Source organism: Paracoccus sp. SJTW-4 (genome assembly GCF_047716885.1).
Taxonomy (GTDB): Bacteria; Pseudomonadota; Alphaproteobacteria; order Rhodobacterales; family Rhodobacteraceae; genus Paracoccus; species Paracoccus solventivorans.
In genome coordinates this window covers 3,100,126-3,125,795 of sequence record NZ_CP136681.1, presented here as the reverse complement: position 1 = coordinate 3,125,795, position 25,670 = coordinate 3,100,126, and the positions used below count along the sequence as shown (strand labels likewise).

Annotated in this window: 21 protein-coding genes and 1 tRNA gene; 11 read left to right on the top strand and 11 right to left on the bottom strand. The window is 70.3% G+C overall.

What is annotated here, in order from left to right; genetic code table 11:
* Positions 1 to 345 precede the first annotated feature (345 nt).
* Positions 346 to 1,752 carry a GTPase HflX gene (hflX, locus tag RSP45_RS15315; protein ID WP_415392591.1) on the bottom strand — a complete coding sequence of 469 codons (1,407 nt, stop codon included), beginning with the start codon at positions 1,750 to 1,752 and terminating at the stop codon, positions 346 to 348.
* Between the two features lie 2 nt (positions 1,753 to 1,754).
* Positions 1,755 to 1,988 carry an RNA chaperone Hfq gene (gene hfq, locus RSP45_RS15310; RefSeq protein ID WP_020949330.1) on the bottom strand — a complete coding sequence of 78 codons (234 nt, stop codon included), beginning with the start codon at positions 1,986 to 1,988 and terminating at the stop codon, positions 1,755 to 1,757.
* Between the two features lie 248 nt (positions 1,989 to 2,236).
* Between hfq and RSP45_RS15305 the strand changes: the two genes are divergently transcribed.
* From RSP45_RS15305 to RSP45_RS15290, 4 genes are all read left to right on the top strand, one after another.
* A complete protein-coding gene (locus tag RSP45_RS15305) occupies positions 2,237 to 3,619 on the top strand; it encodes an L-serine ammonia-lyase (RefSeq protein WP_415394088.1) in 1,383 nt (460 codons plus the stop codon).
* 148 nt (positions 3,620 to 3,767) lie between these two features.
* A complete protein-coding gene (locus RSP45_RS15300; RefSeq protein WP_415392590.1) occupies positions 3,768 to 4,325 on the top strand; it encodes a hypothetical protein in 558 nt (185 codons plus the stop codon).
* A 109-nt stretch (positions 4,326 to 4,434) separates the two neighbouring features.
* A complete protein-coding gene (locus tag RSP45_RS15295; protein WP_415392589.1) occupies positions 4,435 to 6,645 on the top strand; it encodes a YjbH domain-containing protein in 2,211 nt (736 codons plus the stop codon).
* Positions 6,642 to 7,301 (top strand): YjbF family lipoprotein, encoded by a 660-nt coding sequence (locus RSP45_RS15290; RefSeq protein WP_415392588.1) that lies wholly within the window; start codon positions 6,642 to 6,644, stop codon positions 7,299 to 7,301. The genes RSP45_RS15295 and RSP45_RS15290 overlap by 4 nt, the downstream gene beginning before the upstream one ends.
* A gap of 90 nt (positions 7,302 to 7,391) precedes the next feature.
* Here the strand turns inward: RSP45_RS15290 and RSP45_RS15285 are convergent, their stop codons facing one another.
* The 4 genes from RSP45_RS15285 to RSP45_RS15270 form a co-directional block, all read right to left on the bottom strand.
* Positions 7,392 to 7,634 carry a hypothetical protein gene (locus RSP45_RS15285; RefSeq protein WP_415392587.1) on the bottom strand — a complete coding sequence of 81 codons (243 nt, stop codon included), beginning with the start codon at positions 7,632 to 7,634 and terminating at the stop codon, positions 7,392 to 7,394.
* A 131-nt stretch (positions 7,635 to 7,765) separates the two neighbouring features.
* Positions 7,766 to 7,990 carry a hypothetical protein gene (locus tag RSP45_RS15280; protein WP_415392586.1) on the bottom strand — a complete coding sequence of 75 codons (225 nt, stop codon included), beginning with the start codon at positions 7,988 to 7,990 and terminating at the stop codon, positions 7,766 to 7,768.
* Between the two features lie 327 nt (positions 7,991 to 8,317).
* Positions 8,318 to 8,515 carry a hypothetical protein gene (locus RSP45_RS15275; protein WP_073064084.1) on the bottom strand — a complete coding sequence of 66 codons (198 nt, stop codon included), beginning with the start codon at positions 8,513 to 8,515 and terminating at the stop codon, positions 8,318 to 8,320.
* Positions 8,516 to 8,906: 391 nt separating this feature from the next.
* Positions 8,907 to 10,718, bottom strand: coding sequence for a pseudouridine synthase (locus RSP45_RS15270; protein ID WP_415392585.1), 1,812 nt, complete (start codon positions 10,716 to 10,718; stop codon positions 8,907 to 8,909).
* A gap of 124 nt (positions 10,719 to 10,842) precedes the next feature.
* Here RSP45_RS15270 and RSP45_RS15265 point away from each other — a divergent pair, with 124 nt between their 5' ends.
* Positions 10,843 to 11,286 (top strand): nucleoside deaminase, encoded by a 444-nt coding sequence (locus RSP45_RS15265; protein WP_415392584.1) that lies wholly within the window; start codon positions 10,843 to 10,845, stop codon positions 11,284 to 11,286.
* Between the two features lie 65 nt (positions 11,287 to 11,351).
* A complete protein-coding gene (gene pyc, locus RSP45_RS15260) occupies positions 11,352 to 14,792 on the top strand; it encodes a pyruvate carboxylase (RefSeq protein WP_415392583.1) in 3,441 nt (1,146 codons plus the stop codon).
* Between the two features lie 103 nt (positions 14,793 to 14,895).
* On the opposite strand, the gene RSP45_RS15255 is transcribed toward pyc, so the two are convergent.
* Both RSP45_RS15255 and RSP45_RS15250 read right to left on the bottom strand, forming a co-directional pair.
* The gene (locus tag RSP45_RS15255) at positions 14,896 to 15,351 is read right to left on the bottom strand and encodes a hypothetical protein (protein WP_415392582.1); all 456 of its coding nucleotides are present in this window, start codon (positions 15,349 to 15,351) and stop codon (positions 14,896 to 14,898) included.
* A complete protein-coding gene (locus tag RSP45_RS15250; RefSeq protein ID WP_415392581.1) occupies positions 15,344 to 15,967 on the bottom strand; it encodes a DUF5671 domain-containing protein in 624 nt (207 codons plus the stop codon). Before RSP45_RS15250 ends, RSP45_RS15255 begins: the two co-directional genes overlap by 8 nt.
* A gap of 214 nt (positions 15,968 to 16,181) precedes the next feature.
* Between RSP45_RS15250 and RSP45_RS15245 the strand changes: the two genes are divergently transcribed.
* Positions 16,182 to 16,256, top strand: a tRNA-Gly gene (locus RSP45_RS15245).
* Positions 16,257 to 16,363: 107 nt separating this feature from the next.
* Here the strand turns inward: RSP45_RS15245 and RSP45_RS15240 are convergent.
* Complete coding sequence (locus tag RSP45_RS15240) at positions 16,364 to 17,365, bottom strand: D-glycerate dehydrogenase (RefSeq protein WP_324331511.1); 1,002 nt, start codon at positions 17,363 to 17,365, stop codon at positions 16,364 to 16,366.
* 123 nt (positions 17,366 to 17,488) lie between these two features.
* Here RSP45_RS15240 and RSP45_RS15235 point away from each other — a divergent pair, with 123 nt between their 5' ends.
* Positions 17,489 to 18,124: an SH3 domain-containing protein gene (locus RSP45_RS15235; protein WP_415392580.1), complete on the top strand. Its 636-nt coding sequence runs from the start codon at positions 17,489 to 17,491 to the stop codon at positions 18,122 to 18,124.
* An 81-nt stretch (positions 18,125 to 18,205) separates the two neighbouring features.
* Here RSP45_RS15235 and RSP45_RS15230 read toward each other — a convergent pair whose 3' ends face one another.
* Positions 18,206 to 18,364: a hypothetical protein gene (locus tag RSP45_RS15230; RefSeq protein ID WP_415392579.1), complete on the bottom strand. Its 159-nt coding sequence runs from the start codon at positions 18,362 to 18,364 to the stop codon at positions 18,206 to 18,208.
* 232 nt (positions 18,365 to 18,596) lie between these two features.
* Here RSP45_RS15230 and RSP45_RS15225 point away from each other — a divergent pair, with 232 nt between their 5' ends.
* Positions 18,597 to 20,561 (top strand): DEAD/DEAH box helicase, encoded by a 1,965-nt coding sequence (locus RSP45_RS15225; protein WP_415392578.1) that lies wholly within the window; start codon positions 18,597 to 18,599, stop codon positions 20,559 to 20,561.
* 13 nt (positions 20,562 to 20,574) lie between these two features.
* On the opposite strand, the gene RSP45_RS15220 is transcribed toward RSP45_RS15225, so the two are convergent.
* Positions 20,575 to 21,327, bottom strand: a complete 753-nt coding sequence (locus RSP45_RS15220; RefSeq protein WP_415392577.1) for an SDR family NAD(P)-dependent oxidoreductase — start codon at positions 21,325 to 21,327, stop codon at positions 20,575 to 20,577.
* Positions 21,328 to 21,588: 261 nt separating this feature from the next.
* Between RSP45_RS15220 and RSP45_RS15215 the strand changes: the two genes are divergently transcribed.
* Together RSP45_RS15215 and RSP45_RS15210 are read left to right on the top strand one after the other, a co-directional pair.
* Positions 21,589 to 23,382 carry a sigma-54-dependent Fis family transcriptional regulator gene (locus RSP45_RS15215; protein WP_415392576.1) on the top strand — a complete coding sequence of 598 codons (1,794 nt, stop codon included), beginning with the start codon at positions 21,589 to 21,591 and terminating at the stop codon, positions 23,380 to 23,382.
* 121 nt (positions 23,383 to 23,503) lie between these two features.
* A complete protein-coding gene (locus RSP45_RS15210) occupies positions 23,504 to 25,657 on the top strand; it encodes a hydantoinase/oxoprolinase family protein (protein ID WP_415392575.1) in 2,154 nt (717 codons plus the stop codon).
* The last annotated feature ends 13 nt before the right edge of the window (positions 25,658 to 25,670 follow it).

Genomic DNA, 25,670 nt, shown 5'->3' with positions numbered 1-25,670 from the left:
GACGGGGCTGTCCGCCGAGCTTCCGGCTGGAAATATCCCCGGGCTTTCGAGCGCCTGGAATAGAAGCGCGGATCAGAAAGCAATCCATAAGAACTGCCGCAAGGAGCTGCTCGTGCCGGGCAACAGCTGCGCGGACGTCGCCCGAGAACTGAACGACCGTTTCCGCTGGAACGACCGTTTCCGCTGGATGGTCCTTTCAGCGAGAAAGGGGCGAAGCCCGTAAGGGGCAGAGTCCCGGTCCGGCGCTGCGGCACAAGCTGCCGGTGAGAATGGCAGCCGGACGGCTCCCGCAGCGGGTTTTCTGCGAGTAAAGGATCCCGTTGGCGCCCGCCGCGCTCTGCCGTCCTAGTCGTTGGCCAGCGGGTCCCAGCCGCCGAGGCGGCGGGGTTCCTCTTCGTCGTCCAGGTCAAGATCGTCGGGGCGCGGCTGGTCGCCGTCCAGCGCCTCGAAGGCCTCGCGCTGGCGGCGGGTCCAGCGGACGGTCAGGCGTGTGCCGCTGGCGCCCGGTTCCTCGCGTTCCACCACCCCCGCGGCGTGCAGCCAGGCGCGGCGGCGGCCGTCGGCGTGGTCCAGCGTCACCACCCCGGGTTCGCGGTGTTCGTTCAGCACCTCGGCCAGCCGGTGGTCGATGGCGGCGATCAGGTCGGGCAGCCCCTCGCCGGTCAGGGCGCTGACCGCCTGCACGTCGGCGCGGCGCGCGTCGGTGCGGCGCAGGGCGGCGCGGGTTTCGGGCGACAGCGCGTCGATCTTGTTCCAGACCTCGATCAGCGCCACGTCCTCATCCACCCCCAGCCCGTCGAGGATGTCGCCGACATCCGCCGCTTGTTCCTCGGTTTCCGGGTGCGAGATGTCGCGCACATGCAGGATCAGGTCGGCCTCGAGCACCTCTTCCAGCGTGGCGCGGAAGGCCGCCACCAGCTCGTGCGGCAGGTCCGAAATGAAGCCCACGGTGTCGGACAGGATGATCCGCCGCCCCCGCGCCTCGCCGTCCGGCGACGGCAGGTGAATCGCCCGCATCGTCGGGTCGAGCGTCGCGAACAGCATGTCCTTGGCCAGCACCTCGGCCCCGGTCAGGCGGTTGAACAGCGTCGATTTCCCGGCGTTGGTATAGCCGACCAGCGCCACGATCGGATAGGGCACCCGCGCCCGCGCGGCGCGGTGCAGGCTGCGCGTGCGCACCACCTTTTCCAGCTGCCGGCGCAGCCGCACCACCTGGTCGTCGATGGCGCGGCGGTCGGCCTCGAGCTGGGTCTCGCCCGGGCCGCCGACGAAGCCGAAGCCGCCGCGCTGGCGTTCAAGGTGGGTCCAGGCCCGTACCAGCCGCGTGCGCTGGTAGGACAGCGCCGCCAGTTCCACCTGCAGCACGCCCTCGCGCGTGCGAGCGCGGTCGGCGAAGATTTCCAGGATCAGCCCGGTGCGGTCCAGGATCTTGACGTCCCAGTGCTTTTCCAGGTTGCGCTGCTGGACCGGGGTCAGCGGGCCGTCGATCAGCACCAGATCGGCCTCGGCCGCGGCGATCTCGGCCCCCATCTCGTCAAGCTTGCCCGAGGAAAACAGCATCCCCGGCGCCGGCTTGCGCAGCCGCGCGACCGCAGCGCCCACCACCTCGATCGCCGGCAGGGCGCGGGCCAGCGCCACGGCCTCTTCCAGCGCCAGATCGGGCGAGCGGCGCTGGTCGCGGCGATCGCCAAGGTCGGGGTGGATGACAAAGGCGCGGGCGGGGGCGGTGCCGGTCTGGTGCGCCTCGGGCAAGATCAGTCCTCGCCTTCGTAGAGGCTGATCGGCTGCCCCGGCATGATGGTCGAGATCGCGTGCTTGTAAACCAGCTGCGACTGGCCGTCGCGGCGCAGGAGCACGCAGAAATTGTCGAACCAGGTGATGACGCCCTGCAGCTTGACGCCGTTGATCAGAAAGATGGTGACCGGGACCTTGGCCTTGCGGACATGGTTCAGAAACGCATCCTGAAGGTTCTGTTTGTCGCCGGCCATGCGGGACACCTTTTCTTTTTATGTGCGGTTTGTCGGGCGGTCCTGGTTCACGTTTAGGTCAGCGCAGCCGGGGTGACAACCGCCCGCGCCCGGTTGTCGCAAGGGTGTTTCCCTTTCGCCACGCTGCTGCGGAACCCGGCCCGCAAGGCCGTCCGCGCCCCCGCCGGGGGCTTGCGGAAACGCTGGCGCAGGCCCGGGCGCGCGGCTAGCCTGCCCGGCGAGGGCGAGGCGGAATGGAGGAGTCCCGGATGTTCCTGTCGGTGTTCGATCTGTTCAAGGTCGGGGTGGGGCCGTCGTCGTCCCATACCATGGGGCCGATGGTGGCGGGGGCGCGGTTTCTGGACCTGCTGCGGGCGGCGCCGTTCCAGGCGCGGGGGCTGCGCGCCAGCCTGCACGGCAGCCTGGCCTTTACCGGCAAGGGCCATGCCACCGACCGGGCCACGATCCTGGGGCTGGCCGGGTTCACCCCCGACACCATGGACCGCACCGCCGCCGACGCGGCGCTGGCGGCCAATCGCGACACCCTGCTGCTGCATCCCGAGGGGCTGGGGGCGCTGCACTTCGACCCGGCGGCGGATCTGGTCTTCGACTACGACCGCCCCCTGCCCGGCCACGCCAACGGCATGATCCTGATGGCCACGGACTCGCAGGGCGACGTGATCCTGCGCGAGACCTATTACTCCATCGGCGGCGGCTTCGTGCTGACCGAGGCCGAGCTGGCCGAGGCCGCGGCCGAGCGGCGCAGCGATGCCTCGAGCAGCGTCCCCTATCCCTTCGCCACCGCAGCCGAAATGCTGGCGATGGCCGCGCAATCGGGGCTGTCGATCGCGCAGATGAAGCTGGCCAACGAGCGCGTGTTCCGCAGCGAGACCGAGATCCGCGCGGGGCTGTCGCGGATCTGGCAGGTGATGCGCGACTGCATGGACCGCGGGTTGGCGGTGCAGGGCACGCTGCCGGGCGGGCTGAACATCCGCCGCCGCGCCCATGCGATCCACCAGGCGCTGCTGGCCGAGCGCGGGCAGAACCTGACCGCGCCCCATGTCATCAACGACTGGATGTCCACCTATGCCATGGCCGTGAACGAGGAGAACGCCGCCGGCGGGCAGGTGGTCACCGCCCCCACCAATGGCGCCGCGGGGGTGGTGCCGGCGGTGATCCGCTACTGGCTGGACCATGTGCCCGGCGCCTCTGAACGTGATCTGGGCATGTTCCTGCTGACCGCGGCGGCGGTGGGCGGGCTGGTCAAGCACAACGCCTCGATCTCGGGCGCCGAGGCCGGCTGTCAGGCCGAGGTGGGTTCAGCCAGCGCCATGGCCGCCGCCGGGCTGGCGGCAGTGCTGGGCGGCACCCCCGCGCAGGTGGAAAACGCCGCCGAAATCGCGCTGGAGCATCACCTGGGCATGACCTGCGACCCGGTGCGCGGGCTGGTGCAGGTGCCCTGTATCGAAAGGAACGGGCTGGGCGCGATCAAGGCGGTCAGCGCCGCCAGCCTGTCGCTGCGCGGCGACGGCGCGCATTTCGTGCCGCTGGACGCCGCGATCGAGACCATGCGCCAGACCGGCCGCGACATGAGCGAGAAATACAAGGAGACCTCGCTGGGCGGGCTGGCGGTCAATGTCCCGAACTGTTGATGGCGAAAACCCCGCCCACCTGCGGCTTGCTGCTGCGCAAATGCTTGTCACTGGCGGGGCTGCTGGCTAAGGCTGGGGGAAAAACCGGCTGTGGGACAGTATCGAGATGACCTTGCGCCCTAACCTGCGCCCCCTTGCGCGCCCCTTCATGCGCGCAGCCCTGCTGGCGGCACCGCTGGCGCTGGCCGCTTGCGGCGACGACATGCGGATGCCCTGGGACAAGTCCGAGCCGGTGGCAGAGACCCCGGCCGAGCCCGCGCCGCCGCATATCCCGGAACCGACCGGCGGCTCTCCGACCCAGCAGCCGCTGGAAATCCCCGGCCCGACCGCCAAGGTCGCCACCGCCGAGGCCCGCACCCTGGCCGTCACCGATCTGGTGGCCGGGGGCGAGGGCTGGGCGGCCTCGGTCAGCGGCAGCACGGCGCGGTTCCAGCCCGAGGGCGCGGCCGCCCGCCAGGTCGAGGTGCGGCGCATCCCGTGGTCGGGCGGCGTCGAATATATCGGCACGCTGGGCGGCCAGCCCTTTGTCCTGCGCATCCAGAGCGCCGATTGCGGCAAGCAGAAGCTGAGCGCGCTGGTCCGCGCCGGCGGCCAGACCTATAACGGCTGCGCCGCACCGGCAGCCCCAGCCGCGGCTGCCCCCGCCTCGGGCGCGCCGTCCGCCAAGGCCGCCGCCACCCCGGCCGCGCCCAAGCCCGCCGCCTGACAAGGACCCGGGCGGCGCGCCGCGCGCGGCCCGGGGACCCTGCCGACCGACCGACCGCCCCCCGGACGCATCGCCCCCCTGCAAGACCGCCGCAAAAGGACAGCCCCGCATGACCAAGCGACGCCCGACCCCCACGACCCGCCGGCTGCTCGCCTCGGCGCTGCCGGTGGTGGCGGCGCTGGTGCCGGCCGGGGCCGGGCTTGCCGATCCGGGCATCGTGCTGAACCGCTATGCCCTGCCCGGCGCCATCGACACCCCCTCGGCCGAGATGATGCCAGACGGCACGCTGGGCGCGGTGCTGGGCTATTCCGGCGTCGGCGGCAACGGCGTGGGCGTCAGCTTCCAGGTGCTGCCCCGGGTCAGCGCGGTGCTGCGCTATGGCAAGTTCGACAACGAGGCGATGGCGCACGGCTATACCCGCGAGCGCTCGTTCGACCTGCGGCTGCAGCTGCTGACCGAGGACCCGGACGGCTGGCGCCCTTCGGTCGCGGTCGGGCTGCAGGACATGATCGGCACCGGCTATTATTCCTCGGAATATATCGTTGCCACCCGGAACCTGGCCCCGCGGCTGCGGGTATCGGCGGGGCTGGGCTGGGGGCGGCTGGCCAGTTCCGGCGGCATCGGCTCGCTCAGCGACGACCGGCCGGTGCCGGATGCGAGCGACCGCGGCCGGCTGACCAACGCCAGCTGGTTCCGGGGCGAGATGGCGCCCTTTGCCAATATCGCCTGGCAGGCGACCGACAAGCTGACGCTGCTGGCGGAATATTCCGGCGACGATTACGCTTGCGAGACCGGCGATGACAGCTGCCCCGTGCCGCTGTGGCGCAGCGACGACGAGGCGCTGAAGAACAACCTCAACCTCGGGCTGAACTATCGGGCCGGGCAGCATTACAACATCGGCGCCTATGTGCTGGGCGGGCGGCATTTCGGCATCCAGGCCAGCCTGGCGCTGAACCCGCGGCAGGCGCCCTACCCCTCGGGGCTGGAAAAGGCCCCGGCGCCGGTCCGTCCACGCGTTGCCCCCGCCGCCGACCCCGAGGGCTGGTCGGGCCGCTGGTCCGCCGACCCCACCGCCCAGCCCGCCATCCAGAAGGCCCTGGGCGACGCGCTGGCGAAAGAGGGCCAGACGCTCGAATCCATGGCGCTGACCGCGACAAGGGCCGAGGTCCGCATCCGTAACACCCGCCACATCCAGCAGGCCGAGGCCATCGGGCGCACCGTCCGGCTGATGACCCGGGCGCTGCCGCCGTCGGTCGAAACGCTGGTGGTGACCTCGGTCGAGGGCGGGATGCCGGTCTCGTCGCTGACCTTCCGCCGCTCGGACGTGGAACGGCTGGAGAATACCGAGGCCGGGCGCATCGCCGCCGTCGCCACCCTGACCGACCCCGCCGCGCGCAACGATCTGCTGGTGCAAAGCCCCGGCATCGCCCCCCGTTTCCAGTGGTCGCTGGGGCCGTCCTTCACCGTCGGCCTGTTCGACCCCGACGAGCCGCTGCGCTACGAGGTCGGCGCCGCGCTGAACGGCAGCTACGAGCTGACGCCGGGGCTGACCGTCAAAGGCACGCTGCGCCAGCGCCTGTTCGGCAACGCCGACCAGAAGGCACCCGGCACCTGGACCATCGATGATTATCGCAACGCGACCTGGGACCAGATCGTAGACGAAAACGGCGGCATCCCCCGGGTGCGCTCGGACAGCCGCATGTATTCCGGCAACGACCGCCTGCAGGTGCCGCAGCTGGTGCTGAACTGGAACGCCCACCCCGCCCCCGCGATCTACACCCGCGTCACCGTCGGGCTGCTGGAAACCATGTATGGCGGCATTTCCACCGAGGTGCTGTGGAAGCCGGTGGAGTCGCGGCTGGCGCTGGGGGCCGAGGTCAACCGGGTCCGCAAGCGCGACTATCGCGACGCCTTCGAGTTTCTGGATTACGAGGTCACCACCGCCCATGCCTCGGCCTATTACGAGCTGGGCGACGGCTTCATGGGCCAACTCGACGTGGGGAAATACCTGGCCGGCGACACCGGCGCCACGCTGAGCCTGCGGCGCGATTTTGCCAGCGGCTGGTCGGTCAGCGCCTATGTGACGAAAACCGACCTCAGCGACGACGATTCCGGCGAGGGGTCGTTCGACAAGGGCGTCTCGGTGCAGATCCCGATGAACTGGGCGCTGGGGACCCCGTCGAAGCGCAGCGTGGGCGGCAGCATCAGCTCGAACACCCGCGACAGCGGGCAGCGGGTGCGCACCGAGCGGCTTTACCACGTCATTCGCGACAGTCATTCGACCAAGGTTTACGACGGCTGGGGGAGGTTCTGGCGATGAGCAGGCATATCCGACAGGCGGCCGCGGCGCTGGCGCTGCTGGCCGTGGCGGGGTGCTCGGGCGGCTCGGGCGGCACGCCCGCCGACAGCGACGGCCCCTCGATGCTGGGCGTCGGCAGCGCCGTGCTGCGCGACACCGTCAGCGCGCGCAAGGCCCCGGCCGCGGCGACGGCCCGCGACCCGCAGGCCATGGCCGCCGAGGCGCTGGCTGCCAACCCGGGGCCGCTGATCCTGGTCGGGCTCGAGGACCAGGGCACCACCCAGGTGCTGGCGATGGTGGGCGAGAACCGCGGGATGCGGACCTATATGACCAAGACCGAGCAGGCGCTGATCCTGCGCGGCGTCATGCTGACCGGCACCCGCGGGCTGGGGCACGACCTGTCGGTGGCCGAAGCCGATGGCGCGGCCGCACTGATCGCCGCCGGGCGCTCGGGCCAGGCGCGGCGGGTGATGCGCTATTACAGCGGCGACGGGCTGGAACGGCCGCTGGAATTCGCCTGCCGCGTCGGCCCGGGCCCGAACGCCGGCGTGATGGTCGAGGACTGCGCCGGCCACGGCATCAGCTTTCAGAACAGCTACCTGCCCGCGGCCGGGGTGTCGCGGCAATGGATCGGCCCGGGCCTGGGCTATGCAACCATCCAGGTGCTGCGCAACTGACGCGCTGCGAAGGAAAAAACCCGCCGTCGGCGGGTTTTTCATGGGTGGGAGAGAGCCGGTCCGTGGACTGGTTCTGGTTCAGCGCGGGGATCAGCCTCCCCCCCCTCCCCCACCTTCGGAAGTCGCCGGACTGTCATCGTCGTCGTCCGAGGCGATGACGGCGATCACGCCCAGCAGCAGCAGCGCCGGAATGATCAGCCCGGCGTTGGTCGAGGCGGGCCTGGTATCGACGACCACCGGCTCGACCTCGACAACCGGGGCGACATAGCCGCCGGCGAATGCCGAGGACACCGACAGGCCAAGGGCAGCGGCAAAGGCAGTGAATTTTGTCATGATCATGCTCTTATGACTGGTTGCGCACCGTCGGTCGCCCGGCAGCGTATTCCGAATCTCTCACAGGTCACGAAAACTTGAAAGAAATAAATAGGACCAGTCCGAAGACTGGTCCTGGGTCAGCGCAGGAATCAGGTGAGATCCGCCGGCGCAGGATCGTCATCGTCGTCCGAGGCGATGACGGCGATCACGCCCAGCAGCAGCAGCGCCGGAATGATCAGCCCGGCGTTGGTCGAGGCCGGCTTGGTGTCGACGACGACAGGTTCGACCTCGACGACGGGGGCGACATAGCCGCCGGCCAGCGCGGTGGACGCCGACAGGCCGAGGGCCACGGCGAAAGCAGTGAATTTCTTCATGATGATCCTCATGCGTTCGGAACCTGCCGTCTGCACGGCATTAACCAGGATCACTCGCACATGTCATTAAAATTGGAAAGCTGTAAAACAACTTACAACAAAAACATCGGAAAAGTTCGGCCGTTCGGGTCTTAACCATCACATGCACGCAGGATTTGCAGAGTTCCGGGTCACGCAAGCGGGCACGGCGTCACAACTGGCCCAGAAATCCCGCGCCAAAAACCCCCGGACCGGCGCCTTCCCGAGCCAAGCCGCAGACCGCAAAAGGAAAGGCCGGTCGCAAGGACCGGCCTTTCGTATTCCCATTGAAACCAATGGTTTGTCGGATCAGTCCGAAGCCACCGCGGCGATGACGCCCAGCAGCAGCAGCGCCGGGATGACGAGGCCGGCGTTGGTCGAGGCCGGACGGGTGTCGACGACGACGGGCTCGACGTCGACGACGGGGGCAACGTAGCCACCGGCGAAGGCGGACGAGGCGGTCAGGCCGAGGGCAACGGCGACGGCAGAAAGTTTGGTCATGATCATGCTCCGTATTTCTTTTTGAAGTCTGCCGGTTGCCCGACAGCATCGCAGCGACAGTCGCATAAAGCCGGACCCTAGAAAAGCGGCACGGACGGCCGCGGTAGCGGGTCCGCCGCCACTGTTGCATATTGGCCAACACCGGCATCGCAGCCCAGTTCCGCGGCAGCGGAAAGCAGCCGGCACCGTGGCAATTTTGCATCGCCCGACGGAAAACTCCGGCAAGATGCTGCGCATTTTTCCCGCGCCCGGCGCGGCTTGCCGCCGATCCTCGGACCCGGTTCAGCCGGGCCGCATCCGCACCAGCCGCGGGGGCGCCGAATCACCGGCGCGGCCACGGGCGAATCGCCCCGGCGCCGCGCCGAAGTTCCGCAAGGAAATCAGGCTGCGCGGTAACTTAACCCCGCGCGCCGCCTTTCGGGCCCGGCTTCGGCCCGCCCCGGCCCGGGCCTGCGCCCTTGGGGCCGCTGCCGCGCGGTCCGCCGCTGCGTGGGCCGGTATTCGCCGGACCGCTGCGCCCCGGACCCGAGGACTTGAACCCGGGCTTGAACCCGCCGCCCTTGCGGGGGCCACTGCCTTCGGCCCTGCCCGCTTCGGGCCGCGGCGCCCCGCGCGCGCCGAAGCTCTTCCCGCCCGGCCGGGCGTCGCCACGTTCTGGCCGCGCGGAAAACCCCTTGCCCGCGGCGCGCTCGGACCGATCCCCCTCGGCACGGCGGAGGGTAAACGGACGCCGTTCTTCGCCGTCACGGCCGGCATACGGGCGCCGTTCTTCGCCGTCACGCGCCACACGTGGCTTGCGATCAAACCCGCCCTCGCGCGCGGGGCGCGGCCCACGTTCATCCCGCTGCGGCCGCTCGCCGCGAGGGCTGTCATCGCGGCGGGCATAAGGACGCCGCTCGTCCCCCTCCCGCGCCACACGCGGCTTGCGGTCGAAACCGCCCTCGCGCGCGGGGCGCGGCCCGCGTTCGCCATCCCGCTGCGGCCGTTCACCGCGAGGGGCATCATCGCGGCGGGCATACGGACGCCGCTCCTCCCCTTCCCGCGCAAAGCGAGGCTTGCGGTCGAACCCGCCCTCGCGCGCCGGACGCGGCCCACGCTCATCCCGCTGCGGCCGTTCACCGCGAGGCGCATCATCGCGGCGGGCGAAGGGCCGCCGCTCATCCCCATCCCGCTGCGGGCGCTCGCTCCGGAACTCCGGCCGCTCACCGGCAGCCTTGCGCATCCGCGGCTTGCGCTCGGGGCGCTCGCCCTCGGCGGCATCGCGGCGGGGCGGGCGGTCGGGGCGCAGCCCCATGTCGCGCGCAGCGCCCGAGGCGCGGGGCCGGCGCGGGGTGTTGTCCTCGCCCTCGGTCTCGCCGGTGTAAAGCCCGCCCAGCTGGTCGCGCAGGATGCGGCGCTTGACCTCGCGCACCTCGTTCACCTCGAGCCCGGCCAGCTTGAACGGGCCGTAGCTGATGCGGATCAGCCGGTTCACCTGCAGCCCGACATGGGCCATGGCGCGGCGAATCTCGCGGTTGCGGCCCTCGCGGATGCCGACGGTCAGCCAGGCGTTGGCGCCCTGCTGGCTGTCCAGCTTGATCTCCATCGGGGCGAAATCCTCGCCGTCGATGGTGGCGCCGCGGCGCAGCGGGTCAAAGGTCAGCTCGGTCGGGTTGCCGTTGACGCGCACCCGATAGCGGCGCAGCCAGGCGGTGGCGGGCAGTTCCAGCCGCCGCTTCAGCTCGCCGTCGTTGGTCAGCAGCAGCAGCCCTTCCGAGTTGAGGTCCAGCCGCCCCACGCTCATCACCCGCGGCAGGTCGCGCGGCAGCGCGTCGAACACAGTCTGCCGGCCCTTTTCGTCGGATTCCGAGGTCACCAGCCCGACCGGCTTGTAATAGAGCCACAGCCTTGTTTCCTGCGGCGCCTCCATCGGCTTGCCGTCGATGCGCACCTGGTCCGTGGGCAGGATGTCCAGCGCCGGGCTGGCGATCTTGCGGCCGTTCACGGTGACGCGGCCCTCGAGGATCATGCGCTCGGCCTCGCGGCGGCTGGCAACGCCGGCGCGGGCCATCACCTTGGCGATGCGTTCGCCCTCGGGGGTCTCCGGCTCGGGCGCGCTTTCGGTGCTGTCGCCGGTCGGCTCGGCCTCCGGCGCGGTCTCGGTCGGCTCCATCGCCGGGGGCGGCTTGGGAATCTGGTCGTCGTTGTCGGGGGTGGGCTGGTCGGTCATGGCGATCTCCTGCGCATCGCTGCGGTGGTCAAGTGGCCCAGAGTATCCGCAGACGGGCGCCGCGGAAAGCCGTCCTTGCAAGAACGCTGCGGCCGGGGCATCGGTGGGCATGTTTCACAGCCAGATGGACACAGCACTTTCCGAGGCCAGCGCCGCCGCCGCCCGCGGCGAGGTGCCGGTGGGCGCGGTGCTGACCGACCCCGCGGGCCGCGTCGTCGCCCGCGCCGGCAACCGCACAAGGGAATTGTCCGACCCGACCGCACACGCGGAAATCCTGGCGATCCGCGCCGCCTGCGCCGCCGCGGGCTCGGAACGCCTGCCCGGTCATCGGCTGTGGGTCACGCTGGAGCCCTGCCCGATGTGCGCCGCCGCGATCTCGGCCGCGCGCATCGCGGTGCTGTATTACGGGGCGCCCGACCCGCGCATGGGTGGCGTTGCGCATGGGGCGCGGGTGTTCGACCATCCGCAATGCCACCACCGCCCCGAGGTCTACGAGGGCATCCGCGCCGGGGATTCGGCCGCGCTGCTGCGCGCATTCTTCGGCGCAAGGCGCTGGGGTGGTCGATAACCGCTTGCAGCCGCGCAGCCCTGCTGAAAGGTTGCGCGCGATACGGCTGATGGAGGCAACGGTCGATGTTCCAGAAAATCCTTGTCGCGAACCGCGGAGAGATTGCGATCCGGGTTTTGCGGGCGGCGAACGAGCTGGGCAAGCGCACGGTCGCGGTCTACGCCGAGGAGGACAAGCTGAGCCTGCACCGCTTCAAGGCGGATGAGGCCTATCGCATCGGCGAGGGGCTGGGGCCGGTCGCCGCCTATCTGTCGATCCCCGAAATCATCCGCGTGGCCCGCGAATCGGGCGCCGACGCGATCCATCCGGGCTATGGGCTGCTGTCGGAAAACCCCGATTTCGTGGATGCCTGCGTGGCGGCCGGGATCGCCTTCATCGGCCCCACGGCCGAGACCATGCGCGCGCTTGGCGACAAGGCCAGCGCCCGCCAGGTGGCAATCGAGGCCGGGGTGCCGGTGATCCCCGCGACCGGGGTGCTGGGCGAGGATTTCGACGCGATCCGGCGCGATGCCGCGCAGATCGGCTATCCGCTGATGCTCAAGGCCAGCTGGGGCGGCGGCGGCCGGGGGATGCGGCCCATCGCCTCGGCCGACGAGCTGGTGGAAAAGATCCGCGAAGGCCGGCGCGAGGCCGAGGCCGCCTTCGGCAACGGCGAGGGCTATCTGGAAAAGATGATCCAGCGCGCCCGCCACGTCGAGGTGCAGCTGCTGGGCGACGGCCACGGCGGGCTTTATCACCTGTATGAACGCGACTGCACCGTGCAGCGCCGCAACCAGAAGGTGGTCGAGCGCGCCCCTGCCCCCTATCTCAGCGACGAGCAGCGCGCCGAGGTCTGCGGGCTGGCGCTGAAGATCGGGCAAGCCGTCGGCTATCGCAACGCCGGCACCGTCGAGTTCCTGCAGGACATCGACTCGGGCGCCTTCTATTTCATCGAGGTGAACCCGCGCATCCAGGTCGAGCATACCGTGACCGAAGAGGTCACCGGCATCGACATCGTGCAGGCCCAGATCCGCATCGCCGAGGGCGCGACGCTGGCGCAGGCGACCGGCATGGCCTCGCAGGCGGCAATCACGCTCTCGGGCCACGCGATCCAGTGCCGGGTGACCACCGAGGACCCGCAGAACAACTTCATCCCCGACTACGGCCGCATCACCGCCTATCGCAGCGCCACCGGCAACGGCATCCGCCTGGACGGCGGCACCGCCTATGCCGGCGCGGTCATCACCCGCTATTACGATTCGCTGCTGGTCAAGGTCACCGCCTGGGCGCAGACCCCCGAGGCCGCGATCCGCCGCATGGACCGGGCGCTGCGCGAATTCCGGGTGCGGGGCGTCTCGACCAACATCGACTTTGTCATCAACCTGCTGAAACACCCGGTGTTCCTGTCTGACCAGGCCACCACCAAATTCATCGACACCACGCCCGAACTGTTCGAGTTCGCCCCCCGCCAGGACCGCGGCACCCGCATCCTGAACTATCTGGCCGACATCAGCGTGAACGGGCACCCCGAAACCGCCGGCCGCCCGCGCCCCGCCCGCGCCCGCGCGCCGGTGCCCCCCGCGCCGCGGACCGGAGCCACGGGCCAGCCGCCCGAGGGCACCCGCCAGATTCTGGAACGCGAGGGCCCGCAAGGGGTGGTGGCGTGGATGGAGCAGCAGCGCCGGCTGCTGATCACCGACACCACCATGCGCGACGGGCATCAGTCGCTGCTGGCGACACGGATGCGGTCCATCGACATGATCCGGGTCGCGCCCTCTTACGCGGCGAATCTGCCCGGGCTGTTCTCGGTCGAATGCTGGGGCGGGGCGACCTTCGACGTGGCCTATCGCTTCCTGCAGGAATGTCCGTGGCAGCGGCTGCGCGACATCCGCGCAGCGATGCCCAACGTGATGACGCAGATGCTGCTGCGGGCGTCGAACGGGGTCGGCTATACCAACTATCCCGACAATGTGGTGCAGGAATTCGTGCGCCAGGCGGCCGAGACCGGGGTCGATGTGTTCCGGGTGTTCGACAGCCTCAACTGGGTCGAGAACATGCGCGTCGCCATAGATGCGGTGATCGATTCGGGCAAGCTGTGCGAGGCCGCGATCTGCTATACTGGCGACCTGCTGGACCCCGCCCGCGCCAAGTATGACCTGAAATACTACGTCGCCATGGCTCAGGAGCTGCGCGCCGCCGGTGCCCATGTGCTGGGCGTCAAGGACATGGCCGGGCTGCTGAAGCCCGAGGCCGCGCGGGTGCTGTTCGCCGCGCTGCGCGACGAGGTGGGACTGCCGATCCATTTCCACACCCACGACACCAGCGGCATCGCCAGCGCCACCGTGCTGGCGGCGGCGGAAACCGGGGTGGCGGTGGTGGATGCGGCGATGGACGCGTTCTCGGGCGGCACCTCGCAGCCCTGCCTGGGCTCGATCGTGGCTGCGCTTTCCGGCACCGACCGCGACACCGGGCTGGATCTGGCCGCGATCCGCGAGATTTCCAACTACTGGGAACGGGTGCGCGATCTCTACTGCGCCTTCGAGGCCGGCAGCCGCGCCCCGGCCTCCGAGGTGTATCTGCACGAGATGCCGGGCGGCCAGTTCACCAACCTCAAGGCGCAGGCGCGCTCGCTCGGGCTCGAGGACCGCTGGCACGAGATCGCGCAGGCCTATGCCGACGTGAACGCGATGTTCGGCGATATCGTCAAGGTCACCCCCAGCTCGAAGGTGGTGGGCGACATGGCGCTGATGATGGTGGCGCAGGGGCTGACGAGGGCGCAGGTCGAGGACCCCGCGGTCGAGGTCGCCTTCCCCGATTCGGTGGTCGACATGATGCGCGGCAACCTGGGCCAGCCGCCCGGGGGCTGGCCACCGGCGCTGCAACGCAAGGTGCTGAAGGGCGAGGCCCCGATCACCACCCGCCCCGGCGCGCTGATGCCGCCGGTCGATCTGGCCGCCGCCCGCGCCGAGCTGGAAGCGGCGCTGGAACGCCCGGTCGACGACGAGGACCTGAACGGCTGGCTGATGTATCCCAAGGTGTTCACCGACTATGCCGAGCGTCATCGCATCTACGGCCCGGTCCGCACCCTGCCCACCCCGGCCTTCTTCTACGGGATGGAGCCGGGCGAGCAGATCAGCGTCGAGATCGACCCCGGCAAGACCCTGGAAATCCAGCTGCTGACGCTGGGCGACCGCGACGACGCCGGCCACGTCAAGGTGTTCTTCGAGCTGAACGGGCAGCCGCGCACCGTCCGCGTCCCCGACCGCGGCGCCAGCGCCACCGCCGCCGCCCGCCCTCGTGCGGAATCCGGCAACCCTGCCCATGTCGGCGCGCCGATGCCGGGGGTGGTGGCCAGCGTGGTGGTCCAGCCCGGGGCCAGCGTGCAGCCCGGCGACCTGCTGCTGACCATCGAGGCGATGAAGATGGAAACCGCCATCCACGCCGACCGCGCCGGCCGGATCAAGGCGATCCATGTGGCGCCCGGCGCGCAGATCGACGCCAAGGACCTGCTGGTCGAGCTGGAGTGAAGCAAGGGGGCACTCGCGCCCCCTCTGCCGCGCGCGGGCGCGCGGCATTCACCCCCTGAGGATATTTGCGACCGCCCGAAGCCCTTGGCGGTGCGGGTTGCGCTCAGGCGGGGGCGGCGGCCGGCGGCGCCGGCTGCGGCCGCGCGGGCAGCGTGTAGATCAGGCAGTCGCCGTCGCGCCGCTCGCCGCCCCAGCGATAGGGAGGGTCGGCCGGGGGCAGCTCGAATGCGGCGCAGAGCCGGTATTTCCCGTCGGCGAGCGGCTCGATCCGATAGGGTTCGCCGCTGCGGCTGTCGGTCAGCGGCACCGGGCCGGGGCAGCCCTCGGTCGGGGACAGATCGGCGGGCAGCTCGCGCGGACCCGAATCGCCGACCAGGCACGAGATATGGCTGGACAGGCGCGACAGATCGGCGGCGCGCGCGTCGTCGCGGAGTTCCTTGCGCGCATGCACCGGCCCGCCCGCGATCGCCAGCCCGGCGACCACCGCCCCCGCCGCCAGCGCGGCGATGGCCCAGCTGGCCCAGCCCTGCCCCTGTCTGCGCCCGCCCGGCTCAGTCATCCAGCTCTCCCCGGTAATAGGCGAACACCAGCGTGCCCACGGCGGCGATCAGCGCCGCCTTGGCGGCAAAGCGCGGCGTCAGATCGCCGTTCAGCAGCGAATAGATCACCGCCACCAGATCGCCCAGCAGTGCCAGCGAGGCCAGCAGCAGCGTCATCGCCGCGAACCACTTGCGCACCAGCGAGCGGCGGCGGCCGCTGTCCTGCGCGGTGTCCCGCATCACCCTGCGGTTGAGCAGCAGGAACAGCGGCACGGTGGGAATCAGCGTCGCCATGCTCCACCGCATGGACGAGGTGGAGGGATAGTAATAGCGCTGGTCCGGGTCCGGCAGCAGCGCCTCGATCACCTCGAAGCCCAGCATGGTGACATGCCAGCAGATCAGCCCCAGCAGCAGGAACAGCAGCCCGTAGATCAGCCCCTCGCGCGCCGAGACATAGGCGCGGGGCCGCGGCACCGGCGGCAGCCCGGGCGCCGCGGGCAGCCAGGCGGCCAGTGCGGCGGCGATCTCGCGCCCGCTCCACCCCGCTTGCGTCAGCGCCCCCGCCAACTCGTCGCCGCTGCGCCCGGAGGCCAGTCCCGCGCGCACGAAATCGTTCAACTCGTCGCTTCGCGCCATGTATTGCCGCCCCTGTGGTCCGCCGCCATTGGCCAGCAGCACGCCGCCCGCGTCAAGAGCCGCCCCCCGGCGGCAGGCATCTTCTGTCCCCAAATATCCCCGCCGGAGGCTCCGGCCGCGCCAATGGGCGAGACGGTGCATTTTACCTCTTGCACCCCCCGGCAAGCTTGTCTAAATCCCCCTCCACCGGCAGCGGATGCTACCGGGACGGGGCGCGGGCGTAGCTCAGGGGTAGAGCATAACCTTGCCAAGGTTAGGGTCGTGAGTTCGAATCTCATCGCCCGCTCCAATCGAAAAAGGCCGGTCCTGCGGGGCCGGCCTTTTCCGTTCCCGGATCGTCCACGCGACCACGCGCAAGAAAACGCCCCGCAGCAGCTGCGGGGCGTGTGTGTCGACTTACAGCATCGAGGGCAGCACCATGTCCGGCGGGCGGTGGCCGTCGGCAAAGGTCTTGATGTTGATGATGACCTTTTCGCCCATCTCGTTGCGCCCCTCGACCGTGGCCGAGCCCATATGCGGCAGCAGCACCACGTTCGGGGCCTCGCGCAGCCGCGGGTTGATGTCGTGGCCGTGCTCGAACACGTCGAGCCCCGCCCCCGCCAGTTCGCCCGCGCGCAGCATCCTGGTCAGGGCGTTCTCGTCGATCACCTCGCCGCGCGAGGTGTTCACCACCACCGCCGTCGGCTTCATCAGCTTCAGCCGCCGCGCGTTCAGCAGGTGAAAGGTCGAGGGGGTGTGCGGGGCGTTGATCGACAGGATATCGATGCGCGCCAGCATCTGGTCGAGGCTTTCCCAATATGTCGCCTGCAGGTCGGATTCGACCTCTGGGCGCAGCCGGCGGCGGTTGTGGTAATGCACCTGCATCCCGAAGACATTGGCCCGCCGCGCCACCGCCTGCCCGATCCGGCCCATGCCCAGGATCCCCAGCCGGCGCCCGCCGATGCGCCCGCCCAGATGCGCGGTGGGCGACCAGCCCTGCCAGCGGCCGGACTGCATCTCGGCCAGGCCCTCGGGGATGCGGCGGGTCACGGCCAGCATCAGCGCGATCGCCATGTCGGCGGTGTCCTCGGTCACGACCCCGGGGGTGTTCGTGACCTGGATGCCGCGGCTGCGGGCCGAGGCCACGTCGATGTGATCGAACCCCGCCCCGTAGTTGGCGATCAGCCGCAGCCGCTCGCCCGCCTGCGCCAGAAGCCCCGCGTCGACCTGGTCGGTGATGGTGGGGACCAGAACGTCGCTGTCCCGCATCGCCCGCGCCAGTTCCTCGCGGGTCATCGGGGTGTCGGTTTCGCGCAATGACACGTCGAACAGCTCGGCCAGACGCGCCTCGACCGCCTGAGGCAGGCGGCGGGTCACGACGACCTTGAGCCGATCACGCTTGGGTGCGATGTCAGCCATGTGACCTCTCTTCCAATGCCGGATTACGTTTGGCAAACTGCCCGCAAGCCGGGGCTTGCACAAGACCCCGGACGGGCGGGCAGACATGCCGCGGTGCTTTCCGCGGCCGGCAAGGAAGACGACATGACCAAGCGATCCGGGGCAGAGGCTGCACGGACCGGGTATCCGGGTTGGGCGGCGCTGCTGGCCGCGGCGGTGACCGCTGCCGCGCTGTGGGGGGCGCCGGCCGCCGCGCAGGACGGGGGCGCCGACCCGGCGATCGAGATCGACCGCAGCGACGTGACCGCCGATTCCCTGATCAGCCGCCATCAGGCCACCCCGCGCGACCCCAATCGCGGCCCGGTCACCAACCTGCCGCTGCCCCGCTACGTCAGCCTGAAGGGGGGCGAAGGCAACGCGCGGCGCGGCCCCTCGCTGTCGCACCGCATCGACTGGGTGTTCCGCCATCCGGGGATGCCGCTGCTGGTGGTGGCCGAGTTCGGGCACTGGCGCCGGGTCGAGGACCAGGACGGCGCCGGCGGCTGGGTGCATTATTCGCTGCTGTCGGGGGTGCGCACCGCCATCATCACCACCGACATGGCCGAACTGCGCAGCCGCGCCGACCTGAACGCCTCGGTGCTGGCGCGGGCCGAGGCCGGCGCCATCGTACGGCTGCACGAATGCACGCCCGACTGGTGCCGGGTGTCGGGCGGCGGGGAAAAGGGCTGGGTGCCCAAGACCTCGCTGTGGGGGGTGGATCCCGACGAGATCCGCGACTGAGCCCGCAGCCGGGCCGGCATTCCAGCGCCGGCGCGCCTGGGGACGGCAGCCCCGTGGACGGCACCGGCGCCGGCTGGCCGGTCAGGGCGTGACCACCGTCACGGAATCGCCGCCGGGCGGGGTGACGACCTTGACCGGATCGCTGCTCGGGGTGGTGATGGTGGTGGTGGTCGGCCCCGGGGTGCAGGCCGCCATCGCCAGGATCGCGGCCACCGCCAGGGCGGGCTTGATGCAGGACATGTCGGGTCTCCTTCCTGTGATGAGGGTGCGGCGGATCGCCGCCTGATGGAAACGCCGGACCCCCCGGTTTTCGTTCCCCCACCGTGGCATACGGGGTTGACTTCGCGGCGCCGGGGCGGCAGGAACCCGGCTTTCGGCCCATGGACACCGGGGCGGCAGGCCATGGCGGCCCGCGCGCAAGGGGCTAGGTGCCGTCCCACGGATGCGCGCCATCCCCTTCAGGCTGATTACAATGACCGATCACGAACTCGCCGCGCCGCTGGCCGCGGCCTTGGCTGCCAAGGGCTATGCCAGCCTCACCTCTGTCCAGCAGGCGGTGCTGACCCCCGAAACCACCGGGCGCGACCTGCTGGTGTCGGCGCAGACCGGCTCGGGCAAGACCGTGGGTTTCGGGCTGGCGATGGCCTCGGACATCCTCGACGACGGGCAGCTGCCGCTGGGCGGGCTGCCGGTGGCGCTGGCCATCGCCCCCACGCGCGAACTGGCGTTGCAGGTGGCGCGCGAGCTGGGCTGGCTTTACGCCGGGACCGGGGCGCAGATCGCTACCTGCGTAGGCGGCATGGATTTCCGCACCGAGCGCCGGGCGCTGGACCGCGGCGCGCAGATCGTCGTCGGCACCCCCGGGCGGCTGCGCGACCATCTGGAACGCGGCAGCCTGGACCTGTCCACCCTGCGCGCCTGCGTGCTGGACGAGGCCGACGAGATGCTGGACCTCGGCTTCCGCGAGGATCTCGAGTTCATCCTGCAATCCGCCCCGGCCGAGCGCCGAACGCTGATGTTTTCGGCCACCGTGCCGCCCGCCATCGCCAGGCTCGCGACCGAGTTCCAGCGCGACGCCCTGCGCGTGGTCGCGACCGGAGAGGCGCGCCAGCACGGCGACATCGCCTATCGCGCCGCCAGCGTCACCCTGCGCGACCGCGAGAACGCCATCTTCAACCTGCTGCGTTTCCACGATGCCCGCACCGCCATCGTGTTCTGCAAGACCCGCGCCAATGTGAACCACCTGCTGGCGCGGATGGGCAACCGCGGCTTTCGCGCCGTGGCGCTGTCGGGCGAGCTCAGCCAGCAGGAACGCACCCACGCCCTGCAGGCGCTGCGCGACGGGCGTGCGCAGGTCTGCATCGCCACCGACGTGGCCGCGCGCGGCATCGACCTGCCGGGGCTCGAGCTGGTGATCCACGCCGACCTGCCGACCAATTCCGAAACCCTGCTGCACCGTTCGGGGCGCACCGGCCGGGCGGGGTCCAAGGGGATCTCGGCGCTGATCGTCACGCCCGCGGACTACAAGAAGGCGCAGCGGCTGTTGCAGGGGGCGCGGGTGACGGCGGAATGGGGCAAGGCGCCCTCGGCCGACGAGGTGCGGGCGCGCGACGATGCGCGGATGCTGGACCACCCGGCCCTGATCGCCGACGCGGATGACGAGGCCGAGGCCGCCGACCGGCTGCTCGAGCGTTTCGACGCAAGACAGGTCGCCGCCGCCTTTGCCCGGCTGTGGCGCGAGGGGCGTCCGGTCCCCGAGGAACTGGCCGACGCGCCCGTTCCCGGCGGCCCGGCCCCTGCCCCGCGCGAGCGCGGCGATTTCAGCGATGCCGCCTGGTTTTCGCTGTCGGTCGGCCATACCGGCCGCGCCGAGGCGCGCTGGCTGCTGCCCAAGATCTGCGAGGCCGGCGGCATCACCCGCGACGCCATCGGCGCGATCCGCGTGCGCGAGACCGAAAGCTTCGTGCAGATCGCCGCCGCCATGGCCTCGCGCTTTGGCCCGCTGACCGAGATCGAGCCGGGGCTGGTCATGCGCCGCATCGACGGCGAACCCGCCGATGACCGCGCCCCCCGCCCCCGCACCGCCGCACCCCGCCGCAGCGCCGCCCCCGAACCCTCGCACCCGCCGCGGTGGCAGCCGCTGCCGGACGCCGACGGCCAGCCGCCGCAGGCGCCGGCGAAATACGGCGCGAAGAAACCCGGTGCGGGCAAGTTCGGCGCCGAGAAATACGGCACCCCCAAATACGGGGCCAGGAAATACGGCGCCGAGGACCCGCGGCCCGACGAGCAGCCGGACGCACGGCCCGCCACTCCGCGGGCGAAACGCGCCGCCGCGGCGGCGCCCGGGGCCAGGCGCCCGGCCAAGCCTGCGGGCGGTGCGGCACGGCCGCAGCGCCCGGGCAAGCCGCGGGGACCGGGCAAGCCGCCGCGGCGCTGAGCCGGGGTGCCGTTCAGGCGGCGGTATAGCCGCCGTCGACCACCAGCGCGGCGCCGGCCATGAAGCTGGCGCCCTCGGACAGCAGGAACGCCGCCGCATGGGCGATCTCCTCGGCCCGGCCCAGCCGTCCGATGGCGTGCTGCCCGACCAGTGCGGCGCGGGTGTCGGCGTCCAGCGCGTCCAGCAGCGGGGTGTCGACATAGCCCGGGTGGATCGAGTTGATCCGCACCCCCTGCGCCGCATAGGCCAGCGCGGCCGAGCGGGTCAGCCCGGTGACCCCGTGTTTCGCCGCCACATATGCGGGCGCACCGGGATTGCCGACCAGCCCCAGGATCGAGGACATGTTCACGATCGCCCCGCCCCCCGCGGCCAGGATCGCCGGGATCTGGTGGCGCAGCCCGTATTGCACGCCGCTGAGGTTGATGGCGATGACGCGCTGCCAGTCCTCGGGGGACAGCTCGCCCGCCGGCAGCAGCGTGCCGCCGATGCCGGCATTGTTGAAGGCCATGTGCAGGACGCCGAACCGCTCGACCGCCAGCGCCACCGCCGATTGCGCATCCTCGGGGCGGGACACGTCGCCCGCATGGGCCACCGCCTGCCCGCCCGCGTCCCTGATCGCGGCGGCCAGCGCCTCGGCCTTGCCCGAATCGATGTCCGACACCACCAGCCGCAGCCCGTTGTCCGCCAGCAGCCGCGCCGTCGCCTCGCCGATGCCGGAACCCGCGCCGGTGACAAGGACGGTATCGCCTTTGAAGCTGTATTTCATGGAAATCTCCGTGGTTTGCCGGGTGCTCGGGCGCCGGATGCCGGCCGCGGCCGCTTTGGCGCGGCCGGATGATGCGCCCGCGCCCCAGAATAACTCCGCCCCCGCCCGTGGCCAGAGCATCGCGCCGCCTGCGTCGATATGTGGCCACCCCCGTCCCCGCACCGGCGGCGCACCGCCCGCGCCGGGATGAATCGTTGCGGCACTGCGGCCCGTGTGCAAGATAATCGCGAGTGCACGGACCGTTTGTCAGGGGAGGGGCTGATGGTCGCCAGCATTTCGAAATCCGATTGGGAAAGTTTTCGTGCTGTCGGGCGGGTGCCCCCCAGCATCCGCGAAGTCGTGTTGCAAAGCTGGAAACGCTCGTCAAAGCTGGCCATGGCTTCGCCGAAATACGCCCCGATGCTGGCGCCTGACGACCTGCATACGACCCGGACCCGCGCTCGGCGCCTGCGGCAGGCGGCACAGGCGGCGCTGTCCAAGGCCGATTTCCTGCTGCGCCAGTCCGGCAACATGCTGCTGCTGTGCGATCACGATTGCGTGGTGCTGGATGCGGCGGGTGATTCGGACACCATCGCCCGCGGCCGGGAAAACCACCTGCATCTGGGCGGGAAATGGTCCGAAACCGCCATCGGCACCAACGCCATCGGCACCGCGATCCACCTGGGACGCTCGGTGCAGGTCGACGGGCCGGAACATTTCTTCGAGGAAATCCAGCGCTGGAACTGCGCGGCCAGCCCGATCAAGGACCCCGGCACCGGGCAGCTGCTGGGGGTGCTGAACATCTCGTGGTCGGCGGGGCAGAAACAGCCGGGCAGCACGGCGCTGTCCTCGGCCTTTGCGTTGCAGGTGGAAAGCGAGCTGGCCCACCGGCTGGCGCAGGACCGCCAGCTGCTGCTGCAATGTCTGCACCAGCGCCGCCTGTCGGAACCGGTGCTGCTGCTGGACCGCACCGGCGCCGAGATCTTTTCGTCGGGCGAGTTCGCCCATGCGCCCGAGTTTTCGCAGGCGCTGGCCGGGCTGCGCCAGCGCCTGCCCGAGCTGATCGAGCTGGGCGCCGACCGCGCCGCCGAGGCGCTGGCCGGCCATCTGCCCGACGCGGCGCTGGACGTGATCGAGCCGCGCGCCGATGCGATCGGGGTGGTTATCTCGCTGAAAGCCCGCCGCGCCCGGCGCAAGCCCGAGGCGCTGGACCTGGCGCAGCTGGGCCGCACCGGCGCCACCATGGCCGAGCTGGTGGCGCAGGCGCAGCGGCTGCTGGACACCAGCCTGCCGATCCTGATCGAGGGCGAGACCGGCACCGGCAAGGCCACGCTTGCCCGCGCCATGCACGACGCCGCGTCCGCCGCCCGCGCCGGCCGCTTCACCATGCTGGAATGCGCGCTGCTGTCGGACGAGGGGCTGCGCGCGGACATGGCGCGCGGGGCGCTGGCGCTTGACGGCGGCACGCTGTGCCTCGACAGCCCCGGCCGCGCCAGCCCGGCGGTGCAGAAGCTGCTGCTGAGCGTGATCGAGACCGCCGAGCGCGCCGGCTGCCGGGTCATCACCCTGGCCTCGCGATCGCTGTTCCAGATGATGCAGGACGGCAGCCTGCACCGCGAGCTTTACTATCGCATCGCGGGCGCAAGGCTGACCATCCCGCCGCTGCGCGACCGCCCGGCGGAAATCCCGCTGTATCTGCAGGCGATCCTGGCCCGGCACCGGCAGGAAAACGGCGGGCGCGAGCTGCGCTTCACCGCCGGCGCCATGGCGGTGCTGCGCGCGCATTCCTGGCCCGGCAACCTGCGCGAGATGCAGAATCTGGTCTCGGCCCAGTCGGCGCTGTCGCGCAGCGCGCTGATCGACGCCCGCGACCTGCCGCCGGAAATCGGCCGCCCCCCGGCCGAGCCCCTGCGCGAGGACAGCCTGCTCGACGTCGAAAAGGCCGAGATCATCGCCGCGCTGGACGCCACCGCCGGCAACATGACCGAGGCCGCGCGGCGGCTGGGGATCGCGCGCTCGACCCTCTATCTCAAGCTTGACGCCTACGGGATCGCGCGGCCGCGCAGCAAGCCGTAAGGCGCGTCCGCAGCATGTCCGTCAGCCTGTCCGAATATCGGACACCCCGCCGATCACGCCTGATTCCATCCTGACCCCGACCCGCCAGCCATGGCGGGCCGGTCAAAGGGAGGAGTGAGACGTGCCACTTGACAGCAAGAACAAGCGGTCCGTGCAGGTGCTGGGCATCGACGCCGGCGGGACCATGACGGACACATTCTTCGTGGATGCCGACGGCGATTTCGTCGTGGGCAAGGCGCAATCGACGCCGCAGGACGAATCCATCGGGCTGATCGAATCCTCGCGCGAGGGGCTCGAGGCCTGGGGGCTGAACCTGTCCGACGCGCTGGCCTCGTTGCAGACGGGGGTCTATTCCGGCACCGCGATGCTGAACCGCGTGGTGCAGCGCAAGGGGCTGCGCACCGGGCTGATCGTCAATGCGGGGATGGAGGATTTCCACCGCATGGGCCGCGCGATCCAGGCCTATCTGGGCTTCGCATACGAGGACCGCATCCACCTGAACACCCATTACTACGACGACCCGCTGGTGCCGCGCCACCTGACCCGCGGCGTGATGGAACGCGTCGACATGTTCGGCACCGTGGTGATCCCCCTGCGCGAGGAGGGCGCAAGGAAAGCCGCGCGCGAGCTGATCGAGCAGGATGTGGAAGGGATCGTGATCTCGTTCCTGCACAGCTACAAGAACCCCACGCATGAGCGCCGCGTCCGCGACATCGTGCTGGAAGAGGTCAAGGCCGCGGGCAAGGACATTCCGGTGTTCGCCTCGGTCGACTACTACCCGCTGCGCAAGGAAACCCACCGCACCAACACCACCGTGCTCGAGGCGTTCGCGGCGGAGCCCTCGCGCAAGTCGCTCAAGCAGATCTCGGCCGCGTTCCAGGAACATGGCGCAAAGTTCGACATGCGGGTGATGGCCACCCACGGCGGCACCATCAGCTGGAAGGCCAAGGAGCTGGCGCGCACCATCGTGTCCGGCCCCATCGGCGGCGTGATCGGGGCGAAATACCTGGGCGAGACGCTGGGCTATTCCAACATCGCCTGCACCGACATCGGCGGCACCTCGTTCGACGTGGCGTTGATCACCCAGAACGAGCTGACCATCAAGAACGACCCCGACATGGCGCGGCTGGTGCTGTCGCTGCCGCTGGTGGCGATGGATTCGGTCGGGTCGGGCGCCGGCACCTATATCCGGCTGGACCCCTACACCAAGGCGATCAAGCTGGGACCGGACAGCGCCGGCTATCGCGTGGGCGTCTGCTGGGCGGAGTCCGGGGTGGAAATCGTCACCATTTCCGACTGCCACGTCATCCTGGGCTATCTGAACCCCGACAACTTCCTGGGCGGGCAGGTCAAGCTGGACCGAGAGCGCGCCTGGAACGCGATGAAGGAACAGGTGGCCGACCCGCTGGGCCTGTCGGTCGAGGATGCCGCCGCCGGGGTGATCGAACTCTTGGACAGCGACCTGCGCGACTATGTGCGCTCGATGATTTCGGGCAAGGGGTCGAGCCCCAGCAACTTCGTCTGCTTCAGCTACGGCGGCGCGGGGCCGGTCCACACCTACGGCTATACGCAGGGGATGGGGTTCGAGGACATCATCATCCCGGCCTGGGCCGCGGGCTTCAGCGCCTTCGGCTGCGCGGCGGCGGATTTCGAATACCGCTACGACAAGTCGCTGGACATCAACATCGCCACCGATGCCGCCGACGGCGCCAAGGCCGATCAGGCCCGCATCCTGCAGGCGGCCTGGGACGAGCTGAAGGAACGCGTGCTCGAAGAGTTCGCCATCAACGGCTATTCCGCCGACAGGGTGACGCTGCAACCCGGGTTCCGGATGCAGTACCGCGGCCAGCTGAACGACCTTGAAATCGAATCCCCGATCTCGTCGGCCGCGACCGCCGAGGACTGGGACAAGCTGGTCGAGGCGTTCAACGACACCTACGGCCGGGTCTATGCCGCCTCGGCCCGCTCGCCCGAGCTGGGGTATTCGGTCACCGGCGCGATCATGCGCGGCATGGTGCCGATCCAGAAGCCCAAGATCCCGCATGAAGAGCTGGGCCCGGAAACCCCGCCCGAGGGCGCGAAACTGGGCACGCGCAAGTTCTACCGCCACAAGAAATGGGTGGATGCGCAGCTGTACCAGATGGAAACCCTGCAACCCGGCAACCGCATCACCGGCCCCGCGATCATCGAATCCGACGCCACCACGCTGGTGGTGCCCGGCGGCTTCGAGACGTTCCTGGACGGCCACCGCCTGTTCCACCTGAAAGAAATCTGAGGGGAGGAAAGAC

What these genes read in the sequence shown, in the direction of transcription:
- hfq (WP_020949330.1), bottom strand. Translation starts at nt 1,988, where the DNA reads ATGGCCGGCGACAAACAGAACCTTCAGGATGCGTTTCTGAACCATGTC.
- RSP45_RS15305 (WP_415394088.1), top strand. Translation starts at nt 2,237, where the DNA reads ATGTTCCTGTCGGTGTTCGATCTGTTCAAGGTCGGGGTGGGGCCGTCG.
- RSP45_RS15300 (WP_415392590.1), top strand. Translation starts at nt 3,768, where the DNA reads ATGCGCGCAGCCCTGCTGGCGGCACCGCTGGCGCTGGCCGCTTGCGGC.
- RSP45_RS15295 (WP_415392589.1), top strand. Translation starts at nt 4,435, where the DNA reads ATGACCAAGCGACGCCCGACCCCCACGACCCGCCGGCTGCTCGCCTCG.
- RSP45_RS15290 (WP_415392588.1), top strand. Translation starts at nt 6,642, where the DNA reads ATGAGCAGGCATATCCGACAGGCGGCCGCGGCGCTGGCGCTGCTGGCC.
- RSP45_RS15285 (WP_415392587.1), bottom strand. Translation starts at nt 7,634, where the DNA reads ATGACAAAATTCACTGCCTTTGCCGCTGCCCTTGGCCTGTCGGTGTCC.
- RSP45_RS15280 (WP_415392586.1), bottom strand. Translation starts at nt 7,990, where the DNA reads ATGAAGAAATTCACTGCTTTCGCCGTGGCCCTCGGCCTGTCGGCGTCC.
- RSP45_RS15275 (WP_073064084.1), bottom strand. Translation starts at nt 8,515, where the DNA reads ATGATCATGACCAAACTTTCTGCCGTCGCCGTTGCCCTCGGCCTGACC.
- RSP45_RS15270 (WP_415392585.1), bottom strand. Translation starts at nt 10,718, where the DNA reads ATGACCGACCAGCCCACCCCCGACAACGACGACCAGATTCCCAAGCCG.
- RSP45_RS15265 (WP_415392584.1), top strand. Translation starts at nt 10,843, where the DNA reads ATGGACACAGCACTTTCCGAGGCCAGCGCCGCCGCCGCCCGCGGCGAG.
- pyc (WP_415392583.1), top strand. Translation starts at nt 11,352, where the DNA reads ATGTTCCAGAAAATCCTTGTCGCGAACCGCGGAGAGATTGCGATCCGG.
- RSP45_RS15255 (WP_415392582.1), bottom strand. Translation starts at nt 15,351, where the DNA reads ATGACTGAGCCGGGCGGGCGCAGACAGGGGCAGGGCTGGGCCAGCTGG.
- RSP45_RS15250 (WP_415392581.1), bottom strand. Translation starts at nt 15,967, where the DNA reads ATGGCGCGAAGCGACGAGTTGAACGATTTCGTGCGCGCGGGACTGGCC.
- RSP45_RS15240 (WP_324331511.1), bottom strand. Translation starts at nt 17,365, where the DNA reads ATGGCTGACATCGCACCCAAGCGTGATCGGCTCAAGGTCGTCGTGACC.
- RSP45_RS15235 (WP_415392580.1), top strand. Translation starts at nt 17,489, where the DNA reads ATGACCAAGCGATCCGGGGCAGAGGCTGCACGGACCGGGTATCCGGGT.
- RSP45_RS15230 (WP_415392579.1), bottom strand. Translation starts at nt 18,364, where the DNA reads ATGTCCTGCATCAAGCCCGCCCTGGCGGTGGCCGCGATCCTGGCGATG.
- RSP45_RS15225 (WP_415392578.1), top strand. Translation starts at nt 18,597, where the DNA reads ATGACCGATCACGAACTCGCCGCGCCGCTGGCCGCGGCCTTGGCTGCC.
- RSP45_RS15220 (WP_415392577.1), bottom strand. Translation starts at nt 21,327, where the DNA reads ATGAAATACAGCTTCAAAGGCGATACCGTCCTTGTCACCGGCGCGGGT.
- RSP45_RS15215 (WP_415392576.1), top strand. Translation starts at nt 21,589, where the DNA reads ATGGTCGCCAGCATTTCGAAATCCGATTGGGAAAGTTTTCGTGCTGTC.